Genomic DNA, 22,549 nt, shown 5'->3' on the forward strand with positions numbered 1-22,549 from the left:
GAACACCCACTCCGCATCCGACATCAGATCCCGCGCCATCGCATCACTCCGCCCGATCACAGTCGGGCACCGTGAATCACGCCAAGCCAGTCAGGGGAAGGGTTTTGTCAACACCGCCTAGTAAGCGACCCACCAAGTCGCGGAACTCAGGCGACGACTGAGTTAGTCCGCCGATAGGTGAGGCGCTTGCCTTCTGCACCGCGCAGGATAGCGTTGGCGCGCATCGTGTCGTCAATCTCCTTGGCGGCACGATGATTGTAGCGGAAATCAAACTCGGCTGCATAGCGGTGCAAGTGTTGCTTGCCGCGGTGCTGATACACACCCTTCATGCCGCGCTTGAAGATGCTGTAGAAGCCTTCGACAGTGTTCGTGTGAATCTCGCCGCGACCGTACTCGCCTGCCGAGTGGTTCACGGTGTCATGTCCAGCAGCGACCTTATCGGCCATCAGCTTATACTGGCTGGCTTCATCTGTAAGCATCTTGGCTTCACGCGCCATGTTCTCGGACACAACCTTGGTCATCGTGCTGACGCGCAGATCGTCAATCACAACGGACTTCGCCATGCCGCGATTGCGATTAAAAAGGGTCATTATTTTCATCTTGTGCGCGCCGCCGCGTGCAGTCTTTGACTTCTTCACGCCCGGCTCTTTGCCAATGTAGGTTTCGTCAATCTCAACATGCCCACCGCCCACACCGAACGGTCCATCGTCCGAGCGCATGGCTTCGCGAATACGATGAAACATGAACCACGCGGTTTTGTAGGTCACGCCAATCGAGCGATGAAGCTGATGAGCGCTGATGCCCTTCTTGCTAGACGCCATAAGGAACGTCGCCAGAAGCCACTTGTTAAGCGGCACCTTGGAGCGCTCGAATATAGTGCCAACAGTCACGGTGAATTGCTTACGGCAATCGCCACACTGTAACAGGCCGGGACGATGCGATTTGCCTTCCATCTTCTTGATCCGATCCACACCGCCACAGTGTGGGCAATACACGCCGTCAGCCCAGCGTGTGTGCTCAAGGTACTCCCGGGCGATGGTTTTGTCGGTAAAGATGGGATCGGTAAGGTTCATGGATACAACTCCTTGACTCCAATATAGGAATCTAGGACTGCTTTGTAGAGTATATAATGGCCAATTCATGGCGGGGTCGAAGCAGATCGTCAGCGAGCCGCGGCGCTTGTCGTGCAGCGCGGCCTTGGAGAGTCGCCCCCCTCGAGGGGACGTGAATCGAAACAGCACGAGGCCACGTTGCCGGGTTGGGCGAAACCGTCGACCCCCTCGCGGGGGCGTGGACCGAAACAATCCCGCCGCCGAGAACCTTCTGATGCCGCCCGGTCGTTCCCCTCGCGGGGGCTTGGATCGAAACATTGCCGTCTTCGGCATCGCCCACTGCGCAACCAGCCGGCACTTGGCGACTCTGTCGGCGGCCGCGCCTTCGAGCGAGCCCAAATTCATAATCCGAACACACGAGGCACGCGCCAAGCTTCGACTTCCGACTGGACTTCGCTCCGCACCGAAGCGGTACTGCCCGCACCGGCCGACGCAGTCGCCGGTTCCGCTCTCCGCCCGGCCCTCCGGGCTTTGCCCGGTAGCGGGGGCATAACGCTCCTGCCGCAAGGTGAAGGAGACCGACATGACGACGAACACCCCGAAGGCGAAGACGACGAAGAAGGCGCAGCTGGTCCGCCTGCTCTCGACGAAGGCGGGCGCGGATGCCGTCTCCCTAGGAGCCAGGCTCGGCTGGCAGGCCCACACCACGCGCGCAGCGATCGCCGGGCTGCGCAAGGCGGGCTACGAGATCGTGGCGGAGAAGCCGGGTGCGGGCAAGCCGACGCGCTACAGGATTGTGGCGGAACCGGACACCGGGGGGGCGGCGAGCCCCCCTGCCCCCGCCGCGGAGGTGGTCGATGCCGGGTAAGGCCGATCCGGCACGCGGCGCGGTCCGGAAGGACTGGGAGGCGGCCTTCGGGTCGCCTCCGCCGCCCTACCTTTCGGTGGCCTTCATGCGGAAGGCCCTTGCCCACAACGCGCAGTGCCGCGCCCATGGCGGCCTGCCGAGCCCCCTGCGCCGCGCCCTGCGACAGATCGCGATTGGCCATGGCGTCACCGAGAGCACACGCAGGATCGCCAAGCCCGGCGCGCAGCTCGTGCGGGAGTGGAACGGCCGGACCTACCGGGTCGAGGTCGTGGAGGATGGCTACCGGATGGACGGCCGGACCTGGAGGTCGCTCTCGGCCGTCGCCGGGCACATCACCGGGACCACGTGGTCGGGGCCGCGCTTCTTCGGGCTGACCGACCGGGCCGGAGGACGGCCATGACCCGGACGCGATGCGCGATCTACACGCGCAAGAGCTCCGAAGAGGGGCTCGAGCAGGCGTTCAACTCGCTCGACGCGCAGCGCGAGGCCTGCGCGGCCTACATCGCCAGCCAGAAGCACGAGGGCTGGGTGCTGCTGCCCGAGTGCTACGACGACGGCGGGCTCTCGGGCGGCAGCCCCGAGCGCCCGGCGCTGCAGCGGCTCATGGCCGACATGCGGGGCGGGCGGGTCGACCGGATAATGGTCTACAAGATTGACCGGCTGACGCGGTCGCTGTCGGACTTCGCGAAGATTGTCGACGTGCTGAACGCGGCCGGAGCATCCTTCGTCTCGGTCACGCAATCCTTCAACACCGCGACCAGCATGGGACGGCTGACGCTGAACATGCTCCTGAGCTTTGCGCAGTTCGAGCGCAAGGTGACCGCGGAGCGTATCCGCGACAAGATCGCCGCGTCCAAGCGCAAGGGGCTGTGGATGGGCGGGCAGATCCCGCTCGGCTACGACCCGGACGGGCGGACGCTGAAGATCAACGAGGCGGAGGCGGCGACCGTGCGGACGCTCTACGCGCTCTACGAGCGGCTGGGCACGGTCCGGGCGGTGAAGGCGGAGGCCGACCGGCAGGGCCTGCGCAGCCGGCAGCGCGAGACGAAGGACGACAGGATGCGCGGCGGCACGGCCTTCGACCGCGGCCACATCCCCCACATCCTGACCAACCCGCTCTATGCGGGGCGCATCCGACATCGCGGGCAGATCCATGACGGCCAGCATCCCGCGATCATCGAGCCTGCTAGGCGGGAGGCGATCCAGGCGCGCATGCGGGACGGCGCGGCGTGGGGCCGGGGCCCGGCGGCGGCGACAGGACGCTCCGCGCTCTGCGGCATGCTTCACGACGAGACCGGGGACCGGCCCACGCCGACGCATGCGAAGACCGGGCCGGGACGAGGCTGCGCTACTACGTGTCCCACCGGCTGATCGCGCGAAGCGGCGAGACGCCGCCGGATGGCTGGCGCTTGCCCGCCACCGAACTGGAGGCTTGCGTGGCGGGGCTCATCGGCGATTTCCTCTCGGCATCCAGTTTCACGGCGATGCTGCGGCCCAAGGCAAGTACGGCAGAGGTCGGGCAGGCGGCGAGCGTTTTGGGATCGCTCGCCAAGGATGCCGATCCTGCCGATCGGCTCTCGTTCATCGGACGCGTCGACATCGCGCCCGGGCGCCTGACCCTGAAGCTCAACCCCGCGGCCATCGCGACCCGCTTCGGCATCGATCCGGAAGACACCCCGACGGGCTGCCTCGGCTCCGAGCATCCGTTCCAGCTGCGCAAGCGCGGGGTGGAGACGAAGATCATCCGCGCAGACACGCCCGCCGGGCGGGATGCGGTCCTGATCCGCAACGTCGCGCAGGCGCATGTCTGGTTCGAGCGGGTCAAGCGCGGAGAGACCTATGCGCAGATCGCAAAGAACGAGAACCTCCCGGCGCCGCGCATTCAGCGCATGATCGGCCTCGGCTTCCTCGCTCCAGACCTCGTGGCCGACATCCTAAACTTCAAGCAGCCCCACGGCTTCACCTCTGAATGGTGCAAGACGCATGACCTGCCGTTCGACTGGGCCGAGCAGCGCGCTCTCGTCCGCACCCTCTGATCGCCCGACCCCACACCTCTCCCCGCCGAACCGCCTAACGCAGACCGCGGCCGTGATGCGCGCGACTCCGAGCCGGTCGTCCGATCTGCGGTGAAGTAGGAATGCCCTAACCCGCTGAAATCACGCGGATAAGCACGAAAGACCGCGGCACGCATCGTCGAGGGGAAGTGTCTGGCTGGGGTGGTAGGATCCGAAGATCACCCCACCGTCCATCCTAAGCTACTGACGTGAGGGAGTCTCTCGCTTCGCCGGCCATCGTTGTTGCACAGCCTTGGTTATCAGGCTTGATGCTCAAAGCCAAGTTTCGTCTGATCAACGGTGGACCGACGTTCTCCGGTCGGCGCTGGAGGCCCGGCACCAGATTGTTGCGACGATTATCCGGGCCTTCCTGATGAACGCAGCCACCTCGTCGCCCTGCCCCGGCTCACCCAACGGTCCGGGTGGCGAACTCTGCGCCCGCGCAGATGCCTGAGGGTCGGCGGGAGGTGATAGTCTTGCTGCGCCTGTCAAAGCGCACCCCCTCAGTCCCGTGCGTGTGGTGGTCGCCGAAGAGCGACGCTTTCCGGTAGCCGAAGCTGTGAAACGCCATCGGCATCAGGATGGGAGGGTTGATGCAGACCATGCCGACCTTGATCTCGCTGGCGAGAGCGCGCAGCGTCGTCATCGCGGACGAATACCGTCACGTCGTTAGCATCCGCGTGGGCGTGGATCAGTTCCACCGCCGCGCGGTAGTGGGGCGTCCGCGCGAGCACGAGGACTGGCCCGAGGATCTCCCCCTGCCGGGCGGCCATCCCTGAGTTGATATCATTGAGCAGGGTCGGGCCCGACGAAGACGCCGTCCTCATGCCCTGCCGCGCCTTGAACACGTCCCCGTTCACGACAACCGTGGCGCCCATAGCCTCGGAGCGATCGATATGGCCCCGCATGCGAGCCCTCGCGTCGCGGGTGACGGCGGGGTCCATCTCGGAGGCGCGGTCGGCGGCGGGGCCGACCCCCAGCACCTTGATCTTCGTTATCAGCCACTCGACCGCGCGTTGGCCGTGGCGTCGGTAACCGGCACGGCGACAGCGATCGCCATGAACGCTCGCCCACCCCACCCAAGGCCGTAATCATCCAGGCATCGCCAGCCATGGCAAGGTCGCCAACGCTTAGAACCACCATATGGCTTCTTCCCCGCCGAGCCCCTGCGCTCGCGTGCCGCGACGCGTTCCGGTCTGCAAGATAATGCGCGGCGTCGGGCGGTGAGCGGTCGTTCGCTGCGGTGTGCTCCAAAGTCAGCAACGCAGATCAAGCCGTCATTCGCACCATCTGCCTCGCTCACCGGAGCAGCCGGGCCGTCGGGAGCCTGCCGTCGCCGCTCCGTTCAATGTCCGAACAAATCTGCTGGGCCTTCGCAGGTTGAAAGTCGGTCGGCTGGCTGGTAGGCAGCCTACTATTCCGTTGGGGTGCCCTGTTCAGGGCTGAGAGGCGCAAGCCGACCCATCGAACCTGATCCGGACAATACCGGCGTAGGGAACGGAGCAAGATCTGACGCGGCACCATACCCGCGGGCTATCGACCTCCATCCCCTATTGCCGGTGGAGGAAATGTCGATGCCACATGCATCCGCAATGACGATAGCAGGCTCCGACAGCGGCGGGGGCGCAGGCGTTCAAGCTGATCTGAAGGCGTTTTCCGCCCTCGGGGTCTACGGGACGAGCGCGATCACCGCGATCACGGCACAGAACACCCGCGGCGTTTTCGCCGTCGAGCCTGTCTCGCCACAGACAGTCTCCGCGCAGATCTCCGCCGTTCTGGACGACATCCCGCCAGGCGCGATCAAGATCGGGATGCTCGCATCGCCAGAGATCGTCGCTGCCGTCGCCATTGCGATCGCGGGCTATGACGGCCCTGTCGTGCTCGATCCTGTAATGGTCGCGAAGTCGGGAGATGCGCTTCTGTCGGAAGACGCCGAAGCGGCGCTGGTTGAGATGCTGATCCCGCGAGCGCATGTCTTGACGCCGAACCTGCCGGAGGCCGCGCGCCTGCTCGGGCGCGCCCCCGCCAGGGATGCGCAGGAGACGGTGGCACAGGGACTGGCCCTGCTCGAGCTCGGGGCGAGGGCCGTCGTGATGAAGGGCGGTCATGCCGACGGACCGACCTGCATCGACCGACTGGTGACGGCGTCGGGCCCAATCGCGTTAGAGCAGCCGCGGCTTACCACCCGGAACACGCATGGGACGGGATGCACCTTGTCCTCGGCCATCGCGGCCGAGCTGGCGAAAGGGGCGGGCGTCGCGGCGGCCGTGCAGCGGGCACAGGCCTGGCTGCATGGGGCGATCCGTGCGGCAGACCGGCTGGACATCGGTAGCGGCCACGGCCCTGTCCATCATTTCCACGAGGTCTGGGCGTGACGCAGGCACGCGTCATTGGTGGCGGAGTCGCCGGTCTCTGCGTGGCGACGCGGCTGGTTGAACGGGGATACGAGGTGACGATCTTCGATCCGTCGCCCCGACCCGGGCCGCATGGCTGTTCGTGGTGGGCCGGCGGGATGCTGGCCCCTTTCTGCGAAGGCGAGACGGCCGAGGAACCCGTCGTCCGGCTGGGCCAGGAGGCCGCTGCCTGGTGGGAGCGGCAAGGCGTGACCCTGCACCGGCGGGGAACGCTGGTGCTGACCCTCGGACGGGACCGGCGCGAACTGGACCGCTTCGCGCGGCGCGTGGCGGGGCACGAGATGCTCGATCCGGCGGGGCTGGCCGCGCTGGAGCCGGATCTGGAGGGCCGTTTCAACCGGGCCCTGCATGTCTCCGGCGAGGCGCATCTCGACCCGCGTGCGGCGTTGATCCATCTTCGCGACCGGCTGGAGCAGGCCGGCGTCCGCTTCGTGGCCGAGCCCGGTCGCCCCGAGGGGCTGACCTTCGATTGTCGCGGGCTGGCGGCGCGGGACGCGCTGCGCGACCTACGCGGGGTGAAGGGCGAGATGGCAGTGCTGCATAGCGCCGATATCCGTCTGACCCGACCGGTCCGGCTGCTGCATCCGCGCTACCCGCTTTATGTCGTGCCGCGCGCGGATGGGTTGTTCATGCTGGGCGCCACCCAGATCGAAACCGACGACCGGCGGCGCAGCGTGCGGTCTGCCCTCGAACTGCTGTCGGCGGCCTATGCCCTGCACCCGGCCTTTGGTGAGGCGGAGCTGGTCGAGATCGGTGCCGACGCGCGGCCCGCTTTCCCCGACAACCTGCCCCGCCTCGTCCGGCGGGGCGAGACGATCCACGTCAACGGCCTGTTTCGCCACGGCTTCCTGCTGGCGCCCGCCCTGGCGCGGTTGGCGGTCGAGGCGGCTTCCGACAGCAGCAAACCGGAGTTCTGGCATGAAGATCATGATTAACGGCAGCCCGACCGAAACGCAGGCGGAAACGCTCGACGCAGTCCTGGAGGAACTCGGCTTCGGCGACGCCAAGGTCGCCACCGCCGTCAACGAAGACTTCGTCTCGGCCGCACAGCGCGGGCAGGTGGCGCTGGCACCCGGCGACCGGGTCGAGATCGTCACCCCCCGGCAGGGAGGCTGAGATGCAGCTTTACGGCACCGAGATCGCATCGCGCCTGATGCTGGGCACCGCGCAATACCCCTCGCCCAGCGTGCTGGCCGAAGCCTTCCGCCGCTCCGGCGCGGGCATCGCGACCGTTTCCGTTCGCCGCGAAGCCAGCGGCGCGCGGGCGGGCGCGGCGTTCTGGGATCTGGTGCGCGACCTCGACGTGACGCTCCTGCCCAACACGGCGGGCTGCCATTCCGTGCGCGAGGCGGTCACGACCGCGCAGATGGCGCGCGAGCTCTTCGACACGCCCTGGATCAAGCTGGAGGTCATCGGTCATGCCGACACGCTCCAGCCCGACCCGTTCGGACTGGTGGAGGCCGCCCGCGTCCTGACCGACGAGGGGTTCAAGGTCTTTCCCTACACGACCGAGGACGTGGTGCTTGCCGGGCGCCTGCTCGATGCGGGATGCGAGGTGCTGATGCCTTGGGGCGCGCCGATCGGCACGGGGCTGGGGCTGACCAATATCTACGGCCTCCGCACGCTCAGGGCGCAGTTCCCCGAGGTGCCGATGGTCGTGGATGCCGGGCTCGGCCTGCCCAGCCAAGCAGCGATGGCGATGGAGATGGGGTTCGACGCGGTGCTGCTGAACACCGCCGTCGCCAAGGCCGGCGATCCGGCCGCGATGGCCGAGGGATTCGCGCACGCGGTCGAGGCCGGGCGGCTCGCCTTCGGGGCCGACCCGATGGAGCCACGCGACATGGCCGCCCCCTCGACGCCGCTGATCGGAAAGGCGTTTCTCGAATGACCCTCGACCGGTTCTATCCGATCTTCGACGGCCCGGACTGGCTGGTGCGCATGTTGCCGCTGGGCATGAAGCTGGTGCAGCTGCGGGTAAAGGATGCGGACGAGGCAGACTTACGGACGCGCGTGGCCCGGGCGCAGGCGGTGTGCCGGGCGCATGGCGCGGTGCTGGTGGTCAACGACCACTGGCGTATCGCGATGGACGAGGGCTGCGACTGGGTGCACCTGGGGCAGGAAGACCTCGATACCGCCGATCTGCCGGCCATCCGTCGCGCCGGGCTGAAGCTGGGCATCAGCACCCACGATCATGCCGAACTCGACCGCGCGCTGTCGCTCGCGCCAGACTATGTCGCGCTGGGACCGGTCTACCCGACCATCCTCAAGAAGATGAAATGGGAGCGGCAAGGGCTGGAGCGTGTCACGGAATGGAAGCGCCTGATCGGCGACCTGCCTCTCGTGGCCATCGGCGGGATGAGCGTCGAGCGGGCGGCCGGGGCCTTCGAGGCCGGGGCCGACATCGTCTCGGCGGTGACCGACATCACACTGAACGACGATCCCGAGGGCCGTCTGCGTCGATGGATTGAGGCGACGCGATGAGCCGCTACGCCCGTCAGATCGCGGTCCCAGACCTTGGCCCGGCGGGTCACGACCGCCTGCGGGCCGCGCGCGTGCTGATCGTCGGAGCCGGGGGGCTTGCGGCGCCCGTCCTGCAATATCTCGGCGGCGCCGGCGCCAGGCACATCCGGCTGGCCGATCCCGACCGGGTGGAGGTGACGAACCTCCATCGCCAGACGCTGTTTCGCGACGCTGACATCGGCCGCCCAAAGGCCGAGGCGGCGGCGGGAGCGGTCACGGCGCTCAATCCGGATTGCACCATCGAGCCCGTCGTCGCGGCCCTCGATCCGGCCAATGCCGCTGCGCTTTGCGACGGTGTCGATCTGGTCCTCGACTGCGCGGACAGCTTCGCGGCAAGCTATATTCTTTCGGACAGGTGCCGCGCCGCCGGACTGCCGCTGGTCAGCGCATCGGTGATCGGCCTGGAGGGCTATGTCGGCGCCTTCTGCGGGACAGCCCCTAGCCTGCGGGCGGTGTTCCCGGATCTACCCCGACGGCTGGGCTCCTGCGCCGAGGACGGCGTTCTGGGGCCGGTCGTGGGCGTGATCGGCGCCCTTCAGGCGCAGATGGCGACGGCACTTCTGGCGCGCATCGACCCCTCGCCGCTGGGCCAGCTCGTCACCTTCGATGCGAGATCCTTCCGCTTCGGCGGCTTTCGCTTCCTCTGTGCGCCCGAGCCCGAGCGGCAGCCCCGCTTCCTCGCCCCGACCGAGATTGCAGACAGCGATTTCCTCGTGGACCTGCGCGGCGAAGAAGAAGCCCCGTTGATCCGCCCCGTCGCTCACCGCCTGACCGCCTCGGCCTTCGGGCCGGACGGACCCGTTCCGGCCGGCGGCCAACGCGCTGTGCTCTGCTGCCGTTCGGGCCTGCGGGCCTGGACGGCCGCCGAACGGCTCGCCTCCGTCTGGGACGGAGAGATTTGCCTCGTCGCCCTTGGTGACCAAACCGGAGAAACTTTATGAAAACCTCTCTGACCACTCTCCTTCTTCTCGCCGCGACGCCCGCAATCGCACAGGATCGGATGAGCCTGATGCTCGACTGGTTCGTGAACCCCGACCACGGACCGATCATCGTCGCCCAGGAACAGGGCTACTTCGCCGACGTGGACCTCGAGGTCGAGGTCATCGCTCCCGCCAATCCCGCCGATCCGCCCAAGATGGTCGCCGCCGGTGCCGCCGATCTCGCTATTTCCTACCAGCCGCAGCTGCATCTTCAGGTGGCCGAGGGCATGCCGCTGATCCGGGTGGGCACATTAGTCGCGACGCCGCTCAACTGCCTGCTGGTGCTGGAGGACGGTCCCATCGAGGAAATCGCGGATCTCGAAGGCCGCAAAGTGGGCTTCTCCGTCTCGGGCTTCGAGGAGGCGCTGCTGTCGGCGATGCTCGGGCAGGCGGGCCTCGGGACCGCAGATATTGACCTGATCAACGTCAATTGGTCGTTATCGCCGGCGCTGATGTCGGGCCAGGTCGATGCGGTGATCGGCGCATTCCGCAATTTTGAGCTCAACCAGATGGATATCGAGGGCGTGCCCGGCCGGTGCTTCTATCCTGAGGCGGAAGGCGTGCCGACCTATGACGAGCTGATCTACGTCGCCAACCCCGAGACGATGGACGCGGAGATGATCCGCCGCTTTCTCGCCGCGACCGAGAAAGCGACGCACTTCATCATTAACCATCCGCAGGAAAGCTGGGAGATCTTCTCCTCGACCTCGGCGGAATTGCAGGATGAATTGAACGAGCGCGCCTGGGCCGACACCCTCCCGCGCTTCGCCCTGCGCCCGGAAGCGCTGGATGCGGGCCGCTACGTGCGTTTCGAGAGCTTCCTCGCAGAGGCCGGTCTGATCGAAGGGACGCGTTCCGTCTCGGAGCTCGCGATCGATCTGGGCGCGCAATGATTTATGGGGCGATCTTTCCCCTGTGGCGCGCGGCCGCGGGGGAGACATGGGATGACTACACCCGCCATGCCTTCGTCGAGGGACTGGGGGACGGCACGCTGCCGCGCAAGGCGTTCCTGCGCTATCTGGTGCAGGACTATGTCTTCCTCATCCACTTCTCCCGCGCCTGGGCCTTGGCCGTGACCAAGGCCGAGACGCCTGAGGAGATGCGCGCCTGCGCCGCCACGGTCCACGCGCTGCTGGATGAGGAGTTGCACCTGCACATCAAGACCTGCGCGGCGAAGGGCATCCCGGAGGAGCAACTCTTCGCCGCCCGTGAGGCGCCGCAAAACCTGGCCTATACGCGCTACGTGCTCGATGCCGGGCATTCCGGCGATTTCCTCGACCTGATGGCGGCGCTGGCCCCCTGCGTGCTGGGCTACGGCGAGATCGGGACCCGGCTGGCAGCGGAGGCGGGCCAGACACCCTATGCCGACTGGATCGCGACCTATGCCGGTGCCGACTATCAGCACACCTGCCGCGAGGTCGGCACCCTGATCGACGCGGCGACCGCGCGCCGCCTCGGAGAGGCACCCGAAAGCAGTCCCCGCTGGCCTCGCCTCTGCGCCCGTTTCGAGATGGCGACCCGGCTCGAGGTCGATTTCTGGGGCATGGGCCTGTCGGCATGAGCGGCCCGCCTGCGCTACATCTGGCCGGGCGCGCGACGATCGAGGGCAGGGCAATCTTCGGGCCGCTCTCGCTCGAGGCCCCGGCCGGGGAATGGACCTGCCTGCTCGGGCCCTCGGGTGTGGGCAAGTCCACCGTGCTGCGTCTGCTCGCCGGCCTCGGCGACGAGGTCCTCTTCGCGGGCGAGGCGGCTGCCGGTGACGGGGCGCCGTTATCCGGGCGTGTGGCGCTGATGGCGCAGACCGACCTGTTGATGCCTTGGCTGGACGTGACCGCCAATGTCACCTTGGGCACCCGTCTGCGGGGCCGAAGGGCACAGCGGGACCGGGCGCTGGAGGTGCTGGAGGTGCTGGATTGCGTGGGGCTGTCCAGCCATGCCGCCAAGCGGCCAAATGCGCTGTCGGGCGGACAGAGGCAGCGGGTAGCGCTGGCCCGCACCCTGATGGAGGATCGGCCGGTCGTGCTGCTGGATGAGCCCTTCTCGGCCCTCGACGCGCGGTCGCGGGCCCTGATGCAGGATCTCTCGGCGGAACTGCTGGCCGGGCGCACCGTGCTGCATGTCACCCACGACACCGCCGAGGCCGCGCGGCTCGGGCAACATGTCCTTCTGATGATGGATGGCGGGATCACTTCGGTTACCCCGCCCCCCGGCCCGATACCGCGCCGCTACGACGCGCCCGAGACGCTCGACTTCCAGGGACGCCTGCTGCGCATGCTCATGGAGCCCGGATGACGCGCCCCCTCCGCATAGCCGCCGCAACGCTTCTGGGTCTGACGATCTGGCAGGCGGTCGTCATCTTGGGCGAGCTGCCCCGCTTCATCCTGCCCGGCCCCCATCCCGTCTTCGCGACGCTCTGGACCAGCCGTGCGCTGATTGCCGAGCACGCGGTCGTGACGGCCACCGAGGTCCTGCTCGGCCTCGGCCTGGGGGCCGGCCTGGGCTTTGCCTCGGCCATCGCGCTGGCCGCCTCCCCCATCGCGCGGTCCCTGCTGCGCCCGATGCTCGTCTTCAGCCAGGCGATCCCGGTCTTCGCCCTGGCCCCGATCCTGACGCTTTGGCTGGGCTACGGGCTTTGGTCCAAGGTCGCGATGGCGCTGCTGATCATCTATTTCCCGGTCACCTCGGCCTTCTTCGACGCCTTGATGCGGACACCGCCCGGCTGGCTGGAGCTTGCTCGCGTCATGAACGCCGCGCCTGGCCGCCTCCTTTGGCGTCTCCGTGTGCCGGCCGCGATGCCGGGCTTCGCCTCGGGGCTGCGGCTCGCCGCCGTCTACGCCCCCATCGGCGCGATCATCGGCGAATGGGTCGGGGCGTCGCAGGGGCTGGGCTACTTGATGTTGCTGGCGAACGGTCGTGCGAAGATCGACCTGATGTTCGCCGCGCTGATCGTCCTGGCCGTCCTGACACTGGCCCTTCATGCTGCCGTCGACGCCACGTGCCGGCGGTTGTGGGATGGCTGACACACGCTCCCACTTTGGCTTGGAAATTGATAAGGCCACTCCGTATCAGGCGCGATGGAATGGGGCACACCTTCGGTGCAGCACTGCCATTGGCTGCGCATGGCATGAAGGTCGGCTATGGGCCGGTCGCCCCCGCGGCGGCTTGTTCTACCTCAAACCTCGAACCGGACGGGGAAAGGGGCATGCGCAAGATCACCGGAACGGAGCGAGCGGACTGGCGTGAGCGCGCGGAGGCGGCGGGCTTCTCCTTTCAATCCATGCACGGCGAGCCCTACTGGGACGAGACGAGCGCCTGAGCCTTCACGCTGGGCGAGATCGAGACGCGGCTCGAGGACCCGTCGACCGAGCTTCACGCCATGGCGCGCGAGGCGGTGGCGCGCGTCGCGGGCGACGAGGCGCAGATGGCGCGGATGGGCATCCCCGAGGAACCCATGGATTTCGTCGCGACCTTCTGGAAGGCCGGCGAGGCGGAACTCTTTGGGCGAATGGACCTCGCCTATGACGGCGACGGCCCCGCCAGGCTTCTGGAATACAACGCTGACACGCCGGCATCCCTTTACGAGACCGCGCAGTTCCAGTGGGACTGGCTGGAGGGCGCGCGCGCGGCAGGGCTGATCCCCGCGGGCGCCGACCAGCTCAACCACCTTCAGGAGGCGCTGACCGAGCGGCTGGCAGAGATCTGCGCGCCGGGCGAGCAGCTCCACTTCGCCGCGATGGCGGGCGCGGCCGAGGACTACGCGACCGTCGAGACGATTGCCTACGCCGCGCGCGACGCGGGGCTCGGCGCGCATTACGTCGACATGAGCGCGATCGGGATCGACCCGTCGGGTCGACTCGTGGACGCCGAGGCGCAGGTGATCGGCACGCTCTTCAAGCTGTATCCGTGGGAGGACTTACTGCGCGACGAGGCGGCGGACGCGCTCGCCGCCTCGGGCACACGCTTCCCGGAGCCGCCCTGGAAGGCGCTCGTCTCCAACAAGGCGCTGCTGGCCGTGCTCTGGGAGATGTTCGAGGGCCACCCGAACCTGCTCCCGACCTTCCTCGCTTGCGACGTCGAGGCGGGGTCGCCCGCCTGGGACCGGGCGCAGGCCGCGGGCCACTTCGCGCGCGGCACCGTGCAGAAGCCCATCTTCTCGCGCGAGGGGGCGGGCGTGCGGATCGCCGGGCCGGACGGCACGGCGGTCGAGGCGTCCGCGAACGCGGCCTACGACGCGCATCCGACCGTGATCCAAGCCTACGCGCCGTTGCCCGACATGGGCGTCTTCCGCCCCGTCATGGGCACCTGGATCGTGGGCGAGGCCTGCATGGCGCTCGGCATCCGCGAGGATTGGTCGGGGATCACGCAGGACCTCAGCCGCTTCAAGCCGCATTACATCGAGGCATGACACGCCCGAGGAGGACGACATGAAGGCATCGGCACCCAAGCGGATCATGCTGCTGGGCGCGGCGAGCGTCATCGCGCTCGCCGGCTGCCAGGAGGACCGCGCCGACATCGGGATCTTCGACGACCCCCAAGGCTGCGCCGAGAGCGGGCTGGAGGCGGAGGTCTGCGCCGAGCAATATGCCGAGGCGCTGGCCGAGCACGAGGAGACCGCCCCGCGCTACGACGCGCTGGCGGTCTGCGAGGCCGAGCATGGCGACGGCGCCTGCGTCCAGAACGAGTCGCGCCCTTCGATCTTCATGCCGCTGATGGCGGGCTACCTGATGGGACAGCTCCTGTCGGGCCGCGGCTACGCCTCGCGCGCAATAGTACCCGCCGCGGGCGGCGGCTTCGCGACGACCGACGGTGCCACGCGCGCGTCCAGCCTGTCGGGCCGCGGCACGGTCGGCGCATCGGCGCTGACGACGCAGGCGGCGAGCACGCGCAACGCCGCGCCCCTCACCCAGTCCACCGTCGCCCGCTCCGGCGGCTTCGGCGCCGCGCGGACGTCGGGCGGGCTCCGCGTGGGCGGCTGAGGCGCGGGCCGGATCTTGCGAGCAGCGGCAAAGAACAGCAATGCGATCCTCCCGATCTTCGGGCCCGTTCCGTCTGCGTCGCGGCGCACCTAGAGGAGCTGGTCGAGCCGCGCGTGCAGCCTGGCGATCTCGACGCTCGAATCCGGGCGTGCGGCCAGGACCCGGACGGCGTCGGCCACCTGCGTCATGGCCGATGCGCAGGCCCCGAGGCTCGCTCGGATCGCGGTTAGGTCCGCCATCATCTGCTCGATCGGCGCGGGTGTCTGGCGCTCGCTCTGCTCCAGCAACGCCTCCAGCGCATCGAGGAGGCGACGGACGTCGGCGTGGAGCTGGTCGGTCTCGGAAAGGGTGACACGGGTGCTCATGGATGGGGGCTCATCTCGTGGTGGTCGTGATCTTCGCTATGGGACGGGGTCTTGGCCGGATTGCCATCCGGACTGTCTCGCGGAGGTCGGATCGGCCGCACCGCGGGGTCCGCGAACTCGATCGGCGGCATCGCCGCGAGCGCGGCGAAGGATCGACGCGCCGATGCGAAGGGGTTTTGGATTGACCACGCGGCCAGCGCATCATTGACGGCCAGACGGGCGCGCAGCGCTGTGAGCCGGCTCATCAGCCCGCGGGCGATCCGGCGCAGGAGCGTCGGCACCGGCGGCACGGAGGGGCGCGGGCCGCGGAGGATCTCCTCCGGGTCCAGGCGCGGCGCGAGGTCCATGGCGTTCAATCGGTAGCTGGCGGCGTTCGTCGCGGCCCGCTCCGTCCAGGCCTCGGCGAGCTGCGCGGGCGCCCGCGCCAGAACCCGCTCCCGCGTGGCAATGAGATACGGCGGGGGCTCCACCTGCCTCGCCGCGCAGAGCGCCCCGCGGAGGACGAGCCGCTGCGTCGCGCCTGCGGCGCCCGACGCGAGGACGATGGCGTCGTCGCGCAGCTCATCGACCAGCCAGCCGACGTCCTCGAGCACGGGGGCGAGCCCCTCTAGGAGCGCCGCCCGATCCGTCGCCCCGCTACGGGTGAGGATTCTTGCGGCGAGCAGCATCTGAACCCGCGGGTCCTCGGCACCGATCCGCGCCCCGGCTTCGCCATCGAGGCCCGTCGCGCCGACCCGATCGCGCGCCCACCGATCGAGCATCGCCCCGCGCTTCTCCACCCACGACGGCCCCCGGACCCGGGCGGCGTGACGCGGGTCGCGCGGGTCGCGCCAGCCGAACGCCGCGTTCAGGGTGTCCTCGTATGCCTCCCAGATCTCGCGGCTCGCGGCGATCGGCGGATGGACGGCGTACGCTCGCGGGAGCCGACGTCCGGCGGGACCGACCATGATGCAGGCCGGCGCTAATATGTTGAGCTCGAGTCGTCCCGTGTGGAGATGCGTCCCGACAAGGACCGGCGGGCGTGCGGCGGGCGCGATCCCTGCGTAGGCGGTTTCGAGCCAAAGCTCGATCGCCGCGTCGACCGATCGCCGCGTCGCTGGGTCGCCTTCCGTCCATTTTATGATATTGATATCATTTTTTGCAAGGCTAAGCGTTGCGCAGGAGTACCGCCGTTTCGTCTCCAGTCCGTCGATCCAGTGCGCCACCACGCGCGGATCGCCACGCAGGAGTTCGGGGGCAGGATCGCGCTGCATGACCTCGGTCCTCCCGCCGATCTCCTGGCGCATGACGGGGTCGAGCAGGTAGCCGATGACCTGCGCGGCAGGGCCGCTCGCGTGGCGAGACCAGAGCAGCATCATCGGTCTGATCCGTAGGGTTGGCTCGTCCACCCGGCTCGACCGGCGCACGTATCGAGGGCCTGGATGACGCGGCGCTCCAGCCGCTCGAGCCGCACGCAGACCTGGAGCACGTCGAGCGCGGGCATCGCGTCGCGTGCCTCCGCGACGAGGGTCGACGTCTCGTCGAGGACGATATTCACGGCTTCGAGCAGCTCGATCATGTCAGGGGTCGCGCCTGACGAACCGTCCTCGGAGAGCGCGCGCTCGGCGATGTAGCGGGAGCGCGAGACGCCTTGTTTCTTGGCCCTCCGACCGATCTTCGTCCATTCGCGGTCTGTGAAACCGGCTGTGCGGGGCCTCGTGACCTCCCCGTCCAGAACTCGTCGTCGCATCGTGTCGCCTCCATAGTGACCCCTCTCCATGACTCTCGCTGTCGGGAGATCGGCTCATCGGTTATCAATCTGCCCAACTTGACCGGTCAGGAAGCGGCAGGGGAGAGACGCGAGGTACCGGACCTGTGGATTGCAACGATCAGGATCATGCGCGACGAAAAATACGTCCGTTGATTTTATCAACGAAGGCAGGGGGAAAGGTCCATCGGCACCGCGACGCGCTTTATCGGCCGGGACCCGTGGCGTTTCCACGTCGGAGGGCACGACCCGGCAGAAACGCAACCGGATCACATATGAAATTCCGCACCCAAAGTAACGCCGATCCCGGCCGGTGGAGGGACGTGTCCTCGGACAGCGCTGCTCGAGGTCCGGACTACGTCTTCCTCTCGTGCGCCGCTTCACGGCTGACCGGCTCGGCGTTGTCCCTGATGTCGTAGCCTTGCCCTCGGAGATGCCTCGTCAGGATCCGGCGGATCATCTCGGGCCGTGACGGCTCGTCATCGGCGCCCGCGATCAGGTCGTCGAGCGCGTCGATCACCGAGCTGTGGACGCTGATCAGGACGCGGTGGGTGTCCCGCTTGGGTGGGGCCATCTCAACTTCCTCCGGTCAGACGTCAGCGACGGGACCGCAATCCTTACGGTCCGGGCCGGAACCCTGTTGACATGTCGATAGCGATATAGCAATAGTCGGATGACGTCGGGCTCCTACCCCCGACGCCATCCTGACCACAGCACGATCTCAGGAGGATCGCACCATGGCTGACTCCCTTCTTATCACCCCCGTGTTCGGGGATGCATCCCCGCATCCGTCGCTCCCCTGCGTCGTCTTCGGCGCAGCCGTGCAGGCGCTCGAGCGGCTCGTTCTGGCCGACGAGGCCGCGGCCGACCTCGCCGACGGCGATCCGGCCTATCGCGACGGGACGGCCGACGCCGATCTCCGGTTCGATCTCGCTCGCGACACGTTGGTGGAGGCGAGCTGCGACGCCTGCTCTATGCTCTACAGGGAAGCCGCCGGGGCGATGCTGTCCGGCCTGACGGCCACGCTGCCGGAGGACGTTCACGAGGCTCTGGTGCGGCTTGGCGGGCTCGCCCTCGACGCCGAGGACGGACGGGACCGGACGGTGCGGCTTTCTCTCTCGCGCGCGGCCGATGTCTTCGAGCGCCTCGCCCGTGTGTGGGGCACGCCGGAGATCGAACCCGACGAGGCGATCCTCTCGGCCGGCTCCGATGACGCGGCTCTCGAAGTGGCCGGAGCCGGAGACGACGCCGACGAGCTTGCCGACCTGATTCTCGCCTGACGGCGAGCGTCGCGTCGCCCGCGCACGCCTGCTCCTCCCGTCCGCCCTGCTCGGACGGAAGCGACCACGCGTCCGCGTCGGTATCTGACAGCCTAACCCTTCGTATGAGGTGACCCTTCGCCAATCCCCGCACTGCTCCAACTCAGCTTCAGCTCTTCGACGATGCCGCGTCTGCTCATCCCCCGGTTGCGTCGCCACATCCCATAGACGATCTGTCGAGCTACCCTGACGTCGCCCCGTCCCTCCTGGCGCACCACGCGTCCCTGATCGGACAGGCTGGCGCCGCCGTCGTCGACAGCCTCCTGCTCGCACGCGGCATCCCCGTCCTCTCGGCACCAGACGGGCAGCCCTACGATCGGATCGCCTTGGTCCGCGATCGGCCGCTGACCATGCAGATCAAGACGACGACGCATCCCGGGCCCGATGGCCGCTACCGCTGGCAGATCTCCTGCGGCTATCGGGGCTCCCCGCGCGGCAGGCGCCCGTACCCGACCCACTCGTTCGCATTGCTCGCCTGCGTCGTGCTGCCTGCGCATGGCGTGTACTTTGTCCCAGCAGGACCGCCCCGGATCGCGCTCCACCCGCGTGACCTGCCGGGCCTCCTCCGGGACCCGCTCGCGAGCTTGCACGAAGCCCTCGCGACCCTGGACCTCGACGCCCTCGCGCCGACGCCCTGACCGCGGAACCTCGCTCCTGCTTGCCCCCTTCCTGAAGGCCCCCCGCATGACCACGACCCATCCTCAGCCCTCCATTCCGCCGACCGGCGACTTCCCCTTGACCGCTCTTCGCCGCTACTCGGAGCGCCGCATGCGGGCAGCCGAGGAGCATGCCGAGGACGATCTCGGCAACGGCATCCTCCTTGACCGATGGCGCCTGCCACAGGGCTCGCCGGCGATGATGTCGATCGTGGCGCGCCTCGCCCGCGGCGTCGCCGTCCTTCCCGATCCCGCCGCGATCCTCGCGCCGGCGAGCGTCGTGCTCCTCGATGCCGACGTGACGGAGGACACGCTCTACGGCGGCCTCCTGATGCGCGAGGTGATGCCGTCTCTGGCCCACTTGCACGACCGCCCGATGCCTCAGGTCGAGCTGGTGACCGTCCGCGATTGGTCGGAGCTCGACAGCGTCTCAGCCTCGTCCCTGAGCCACGACCTAGTCAAGGTGCTCAGTCGGGGCGCGACGGCCATCGTGCCGCTCGATCCGGGCACGGAAACGCCCGCCGTCCTGGGCGGCATCCGCGCGACAGGTCGGATCCGGGTGCCGACTCTCGCAGCCGTCGACATCGCGGCGATGCTCGCCGCCTGCGAGCGGTCCGGCTGGGACGACGCCGACGTCGCGGAGCGGCTGTCCCGGATCGGGCCTCTGCACCTGCTGCGCCCGCTGCACCTCGTCCACGCTTGGCACGCGCCTGAAGCCGAGGACGCGGCGGGCATCGTGCGGCGCCTTGCCGACGCGACGGCTTGGGCGGCCACACGGCCGTCCGACGACGCCGCGCCGGACGAGGCCGAGCGGGACGCCCCGGACCTCCGCCTCGCCGATCTGCACGGCCTCGACGCCGCGGCGCCGGTGCTCCGCCGCATCGTCGACGACGTCCGGGACTGGCAGGCGGGTCGTCTCGACTGGCGCGACGTGGGCGCCTCGGTGCTGCTCGCCGGCCCCCCGGGATGCGGCAAGACGTCCGCTGCCGCGGCCATCGCCGGCGAGATCGGTGGGCCCGTAATCGACCTCTCGTACACGCAGCTTCAAGCCGCCGGCCATCTTGGCCAGATGCTGGCGGCGCTCGACGAAGGGGTCGCACGCGCGAAGGCGTCGACGCCTTGCGTGGTGCTCGTCGATGAGGCCGACGATCTCGGCGACCGGTCCGGGGGCGACGCCTCGGCCCGGAACTCGCGGTACATGCGCAGCGTCGTCAACGCCTATCTGACGCGCCTGTCAAAGGTCGCAGCCACACCCGGCGTCGTGGTCGTGCTCGCGACCAATAATCCTTCCCTTCTCGACCCAGCCCTAGTCCGCGCGGGGCGCGTCGATCACCATGTCCACCTCGCGCTCCCGGACCGGGCCGCGATGGCGGCGATCCTCACGGACGGGCTTCGCGGCCAGGTGACTCCCGGCTTGGACCGCACCCCTGCCTGGTTCGCCGCCCTTGACGCACTGGCGGGCGGATCCGGGGCCGACGCCGCCCGCCTCGCCCGCGAGGCCATCGCCGCGGCCCGGGACCGGGCGCGTCACGACCTGGAGACGCCCCGGTCCGACATCCGCATCACCGCCGCCGACCTCGAGCGGGCGGCGCGTCGCGACGACCGCCGAACCGTCCTCACGGATCGGCGCCGCGTCGCGATCCACGAGGCCGGCCATCTCGTGGCCGGTCACCTTCTCCGCCTGCCAGCGCCAACGCGCGCTTGGGTCGGCCCCCGAAGCGCCGGCGTCTCCGCGCCCGCGGTGACGTCTTACACGCTCTCGACGGCCCGCGCCGAGCTCGCCGCCCTGCTCGCGGGCCGCGAGGCCGAGCGCCTCGTACTCGGCTCCATCTCATCCGGGGCGGGGGCCGGCGCCGCGTCCGACCTCGCGAAAGCCACCCTGCTCGCCGCCGAGGTCGCCACGGAGTGGCACCTAGAGGAGGCCGGCGACTCCGCGCCGGTGTGGCGGTCGGCCGAGCGGACGGTCGCGGCGCCGGACTGGACCGACCGTCGCACCGCCGGCGCGATCGGGCGCCTGCTCGCCGACGCGCGGGACACCGCGGCGACCGTGCTGCGCGAGCACCGCGCGATCGTCGAGCGGATGGCCGGTGCCCTTCTCCGCGAGCGCGACCTCGACGGCGACGCGATCGCGTTGCTGCTCGCCGATCCCGCCGGACAAGACCCGGCGGCGGAGGCGGTCGGGGCGGAGGCGCACCACCGCGACCGCGAGCCGACGGCCCCGCCGCCGTGAGCCGCATGTCCCCACGACGCGCGCCTGCCCCACCTTGTCTGGCACCATCCTGGTAAGGAGCCGGCTCCCTCACGCCGGCTCCACCGTCGCCTCGTCGGCGAACTCGTCTCGGGCACCTCGGCTTCGCATCGCGAGCGAACTGACGAGCAGATCGCGCAGCGTCTCAGCCTCTACGCGGAACCTCTCCGCGGACATCCTGTCATTCGCCGCCTGTGCGCACATCCCATGCAGTTCGACATGAAGCGCTTACAGTTCCTCCACCTTCTGCGCCACCGCTGCCCGCGCCGCGTCGCGCTCGGCTTCGAGCTCCGCGATGATGTCCTCGGCTTTCGCCCGTGCCGCCTCGCCCGTCGATCGCAGCTCCTTCATCTCGTGCCGCAGCGAGTCGTGTTCCTGGGAGGCCGCGCGAACGGCCTCTTCCCAGAGCCGCGCGAGGTGAAGATCCGCGGCGGCTGCGACGCTTTCCGGGACCGGCACGTCCAAGAGCCGCGCCTCTTCTGCCTGTGCCGCCCTCCAGTGCTGGATCATCGGCCCAAGGGTCGTGTATGACCCACCCGTGATCGCGCGGACGCTCTTCTGGCTCACCGTCTGGCCGAGACCCTCGAGCTGTGCGCAGGCGTCGTCGACATCTGTCTGTGTAGGCATCTGTATCGCTCCGTAGCGTGTATCGATGGGCTACAGATACGAGTGGGATTGCCGGGCGAGCGGAGTTATCCACATGTCTCTGCCCGCCAAGCTCAGGGAGTCCCGAGGATCGGCGGGGCCAAGCCAGGTTCGGGAGAGCCATGGAAGATCAAGCTGGTCGACACCGAGTTCGGTACAGGCGGGATCGATGGCGCGCTGAGCCCGATTGGAGCAGTCCATCGGGGGGCCCACTAACCGTCTAACAGGATGAACTCTGATACCAACGGCCCTACCTGCTGACCGCTTTGGCGTAGTCGCGGTTGGTGATGGATCGGACGCGGTCGGGATCGCCTGCGAAGAAGTTCCAAGCTTCGCAGCATCGGGTGACGATGTCGTCCCAAGTGTCCATGGTGGAGATGGCGAGGCGGTTGGCGCGCAGGTAGGCCCAGACGGTCTCGATCGGGTTCAGCTCGGGAGCATAGGGCGGGAGCGGCACGAGCGTGAGGTTCTCCGGGACGACGAGCGCCTTGGAGGCGTGCCAGCCCGCGCCGTCGAGGACGACGACGGCATGGGCCCCGGGGGCGACGGTGCGGGCGGTCTCGGCGAGGTGGGCGGACATGGCGTGCGTGTCGGCGCGCGGCATGACCAGCGCGGCGGTGGCGCCCCGGGCGGGACAGGCGGCGCCGAAGAGGTAGGCCCATTGGTAGCGGGTATCGCGAGGCGCGGGCGGTCTGCTTCCCCTGG

Annotated in this window: 26 protein-coding genes, 1 pseudogene and 1 riboswitch; of the genes and pseudogenes, 19 read left to right on the forward strand and 8 right to left on the reverse strand. The window is 68.6% G+C overall.

Translation table 11 applies throughout. The features are described 5' to 3' along the window. Positions 1-146: 146 nt before the first annotated feature. The gene (locus DR046_RS21585) at positions 147-1,073 is read right to left on the reverse strand and encodes an IS1595 family transposase (protein ID WP_115384434.1); all 927 of its coding nucleotides are present in this window, start codon (positions 1,071-1,073) and stop codon (positions 147-149) included. A gap of 562 nt (positions 1,074-1,635) precedes the next feature. Between DR046_RS21585 and DR046_RS21590 the strand changes: the two genes are divergently transcribed. Genes DR046_RS21590 through DR046_RS24455 form a run of 4 tightly spaced genes read left to right on the forward strand, consistent with a single transcriptional unit; the run spans position 1,636 to position 3,956 of the window. Further along, positions 1,636-1,920, forward strand: coding sequence for a DUF3489 domain-containing protein (locus DR046_RS21590; protein ID WP_115384435.1), 285 nt, complete (start codon positions 1,636-1,638; stop codon positions 1,918-1,920). Further along, positions 1,910-2,320: a DUF2924 domain-containing protein gene (locus DR046_RS21595; RefSeq protein WP_115384436.1), complete on the forward strand. Its 411-nt coding sequence runs from the start codon at positions 1,910-1,912 to the stop codon at positions 2,318-2,320. Before DR046_RS21590 ends, DR046_RS21595 begins: the two co-directional genes overlap by 11 nt. Continuing rightward, positions 2,317-3,291, forward strand: a complete 975-nt coding sequence (locus tag DR046_RS24450) for a recombinase family protein (protein WP_245191050.1) — start codon at positions 2,317-2,319, stop codon at positions 3,289-3,291. Before DR046_RS21595 ends, DR046_RS24450 begins: the two co-directional genes overlap by 4 nt. Beyond that, positions 3,276-3,956 (forward strand): hypothetical protein, encoded by a 681-nt coding sequence (locus DR046_RS24455; protein WP_245191051.1) that lies wholly within the window; start codon positions 3,276-3,278, stop codon positions 3,954-3,956. Before DR046_RS24450 ends, DR046_RS24455 begins: the two co-directional genes overlap by 16 nt. Before the next feature lie 521 nt (positions 3,957-4,477). Here DR046_RS24455 and DR046_RS24955 read toward each other — a convergent pair. Next, positions 4,478-5,053: an aldehyde dehydrogenase family protein gene (locus DR046_RS24955; RefSeq protein WP_115384437.1), complete on the reverse strand. Its 576-nt coding sequence runs from the start codon at positions 5,051-5,053 to the stop codon at positions 4,478-4,480. 334 nt (positions 5,054-5,387) lie between these two features. Then, positions 5,388-5,488, forward strand: a riboswitch (TPP riboswitch). 54 nt (positions 5,489-5,542) lie between these two features. Between DR046_RS24955 and thiD the strand changes: the two genes are divergently transcribed. The 12 genes and pseudogenes from thiD to DR046_RS21665 all read left to right on the forward strand — a co-directional run bounded on the left by thiD (position 5,543) and on the right by DR046_RS21665 (position 14,864). Continuing rightward, a complete protein-coding gene (gene thiD / locus DR046_RS21610) occupies positions 5,543-6,349 on the forward strand; it encodes a bifunctional hydroxymethylpyrimidine kinase/phosphomethylpyrimidine kinase (protein WP_280652867.1) in 807 nt (268 codons plus the stop codon). Beyond that, positions 6,346-7,323 (forward strand): FAD-dependent oxidoreductase, encoded by a 978-nt coding sequence (locus tag DR046_RS21615; protein ID WP_115384439.1) that lies wholly within the window; start codon positions 6,346-6,348, stop codon positions 7,321-7,323. The genes thiD and DR046_RS21615 overlap by 4 nt, the downstream gene beginning before the upstream one ends. Next, the gene (gene thiS / locus DR046_RS21620; protein ID WP_115384440.1) at positions 7,307-7,504 is read left to right on the forward strand and encodes a sulfur carrier protein ThiS; all 198 of its coding nucleotides are present in this window, start codon (positions 7,307-7,309) and stop codon (positions 7,502-7,504) included. Before DR046_RS21615 ends, thiS begins: the two co-directional genes overlap by 17 nt. 1 nt (position 7,505) lies before the next feature. Next, entirely contained in the window at positions 7,506-8,276 is a 771-nt protein-coding gene (locus tag DR046_RS21625; RefSeq protein ID WP_115384441.1) for a thiazole synthase, read from the forward strand. Further along, complete coding sequence (locus DR046_RS21630; RefSeq protein WP_115384442.1) at positions 8,273-8,869, forward strand: thiamine phosphate synthase; 597 nt, start codon at positions 8,273-8,275, stop codon at positions 8,867-8,869. Before DR046_RS21625 ends, DR046_RS21630 begins: the two co-directional genes overlap by 4 nt. Then, positions 8,866-9,849 carry a HesA/MoeB/ThiF family protein gene (locus DR046_RS21635; protein WP_115384443.1) on the forward strand — a complete coding sequence of 328 codons (984 nt, stop codon included), beginning with the start codon at positions 8,866-8,868 and terminating at the stop codon, positions 9,847-9,849. Before DR046_RS21630 ends, DR046_RS21635 begins: the two co-directional genes overlap by 4 nt. After that, the gene (locus tag DR046_RS21640) at positions 9,846-10,781 is read left to right on the forward strand and encodes an ABC transporter substrate-binding protein (protein ID WP_115384444.1); all 936 of its coding nucleotides are present in this window, start codon (positions 9,846-9,848) and stop codon (positions 10,779-10,781) included. Before DR046_RS21635 ends, DR046_RS21640 begins: the two co-directional genes overlap by 4 nt. After that, on the forward strand, positions 10,778-11,449 hold the full coding sequence (locus DR046_RS21645; protein WP_115384445.1) for a TenA family protein: 672 nt from the start codon (positions 10,778-10,780) through the stop codon (positions 11,447-11,449). The genes DR046_RS21640 and DR046_RS21645 overlap by 4 nt, the downstream gene beginning before the upstream one ends. Continuing rightward, positions 11,446-12,180, forward strand: coding sequence for an ABC transporter ATP-binding protein (locus DR046_RS21650; protein ID WP_115384446.1), 735 nt, complete (start codon positions 11,446-11,448; stop codon positions 12,178-12,180). Before DR046_RS21645 ends, DR046_RS21650 begins: the two co-directional genes overlap by 4 nt. Beyond that, the gene (locus tag DR046_RS21655; protein ID WP_115384447.1) at positions 12,177-12,908 is read left to right on the forward strand and encodes an ABC transporter permease; all 732 of its coding nucleotides are present in this window, start codon (positions 12,177-12,179) and stop codon (positions 12,906-12,908) included. The genes DR046_RS21650 and DR046_RS21655 overlap by 4 nt, the downstream gene beginning before the upstream one ends. Before the next feature lie 182 nt (positions 12,909-13,090). Next, positions 13,091-14,293: pseudogene (locus DR046_RS21660) on the forward strand (glutathionylspermidine synthase family protein). A gap of 19 nt (positions 14,294-14,312) precedes the next feature. Beyond that, the gene (locus DR046_RS21665) at positions 14,313-14,864 is read left to right on the forward strand and encodes a DUF1190 domain-containing protein (RefSeq protein WP_115384448.1); all 552 of its coding nucleotides are present in this window, start codon (positions 14,313-14,315) and stop codon (positions 14,862-14,864) included. 89 nt (positions 14,865-14,953) lie between these two features. Here the strand turns inward: DR046_RS21665 and DR046_RS21670 are convergent, their stop codons facing one another. From DR046_RS21670 to DR046_RS21685, 4 genes are all read right to left on the reverse strand, one after another. Further along, entirely contained in the window at positions 14,954-15,229 is a 276-nt protein-coding gene (locus DR046_RS21670) for a hypothetical protein (RefSeq protein ID WP_115384449.1), read from the reverse strand. Next, the gene (locus tag DR046_RS21675) at positions 15,226-16,587 is read right to left on the reverse strand and encodes a hypothetical protein (RefSeq protein ID WP_115384450.1); all 1,362 of its coding nucleotides are present in this window, start codon (positions 16,585-16,587) and stop codon (positions 15,226-15,228) included. Before DR046_RS21675 ends, DR046_RS21670 begins: the two co-directional genes overlap by 4 nt. Then, entirely contained in the window at positions 16,584-16,787 is a 204-nt protein-coding gene (locus tag DR046_RS23350; protein WP_135227370.1) for a hypothetical protein, read from the reverse strand. The genes DR046_RS21675 and DR046_RS23350 overlap by 4 nt, the downstream gene beginning before the upstream one ends. A gap of 544 nt (positions 16,788-17,331) precedes the next feature. Then, complete coding sequence (locus DR046_RS21685; RefSeq protein WP_115384452.1) at positions 17,332-17,550, reverse strand: hypothetical protein; 219 nt, start codon at positions 17,548-17,550, stop codon at positions 17,332-17,334. A 163-nt stretch (positions 17,551-17,713) separates the two neighbouring features. Between DR046_RS21685 and DR046_RS21690 the strand changes: the two genes are divergently transcribed. The 3 genes from DR046_RS21690 (at position 17,714) to DR046_RS21700 (ending at position 21,181) form a co-directional block, all read left to right on the forward strand. Next, positions 17,714-18,256, forward strand: a complete 543-nt coding sequence (locus DR046_RS21690; RefSeq protein WP_115384453.1) for a hypothetical protein — start codon at positions 17,714-17,716, stop codon at positions 18,254-18,256. A 389-nt stretch (positions 18,257-18,645) separates the two neighbouring features. Then, positions 18,646-18,933 (forward strand): hypothetical protein, encoded by a 288-nt coding sequence (locus DR046_RS21695; protein WP_135227371.1) that lies wholly within the window; start codon positions 18,646-18,648, stop codon positions 18,931-18,933. Between the two features lie 46 nt (positions 18,934-18,979). After that, complete coding sequence (locus DR046_RS21700) at positions 18,980-21,181, forward strand: AAA family ATPase (protein ID WP_135227372.1); 2,202 nt, start codon at positions 18,980-18,982, stop codon at positions 21,179-21,181. Between the two features lie 246 nt (positions 21,182-21,427). On the opposite strand, the gene DR046_RS21705 is transcribed toward DR046_RS21700, so the two are convergent. Further along, complete coding sequence (locus tag DR046_RS21705) at positions 21,428-21,826, reverse strand: DNA-binding protein (protein ID WP_115384456.1); 399 nt, start codon at positions 21,824-21,826, stop codon at positions 21,428-21,430. Positions 21,827-22,094: 268 nt separating this feature from the next. Continuing rightward, positions 22,095-22,549 (reverse strand): IS630 family transposase (locus DR046_RS21710; protein ID WP_115384457.1); only part of this gene is annotated, 455 nt, incomplete at its 5' end.

The sequence above is a fragment of the Jannaschia formosa genome (genome assembly GCF_003340555.1).
Taxonomy (GTDB): domain Bacteria; phylum Pseudomonadota; class Alphaproteobacteria; order Rhodobacterales; family Rhodobacteraceae; genus Jannaschia; species Jannaschia formosa.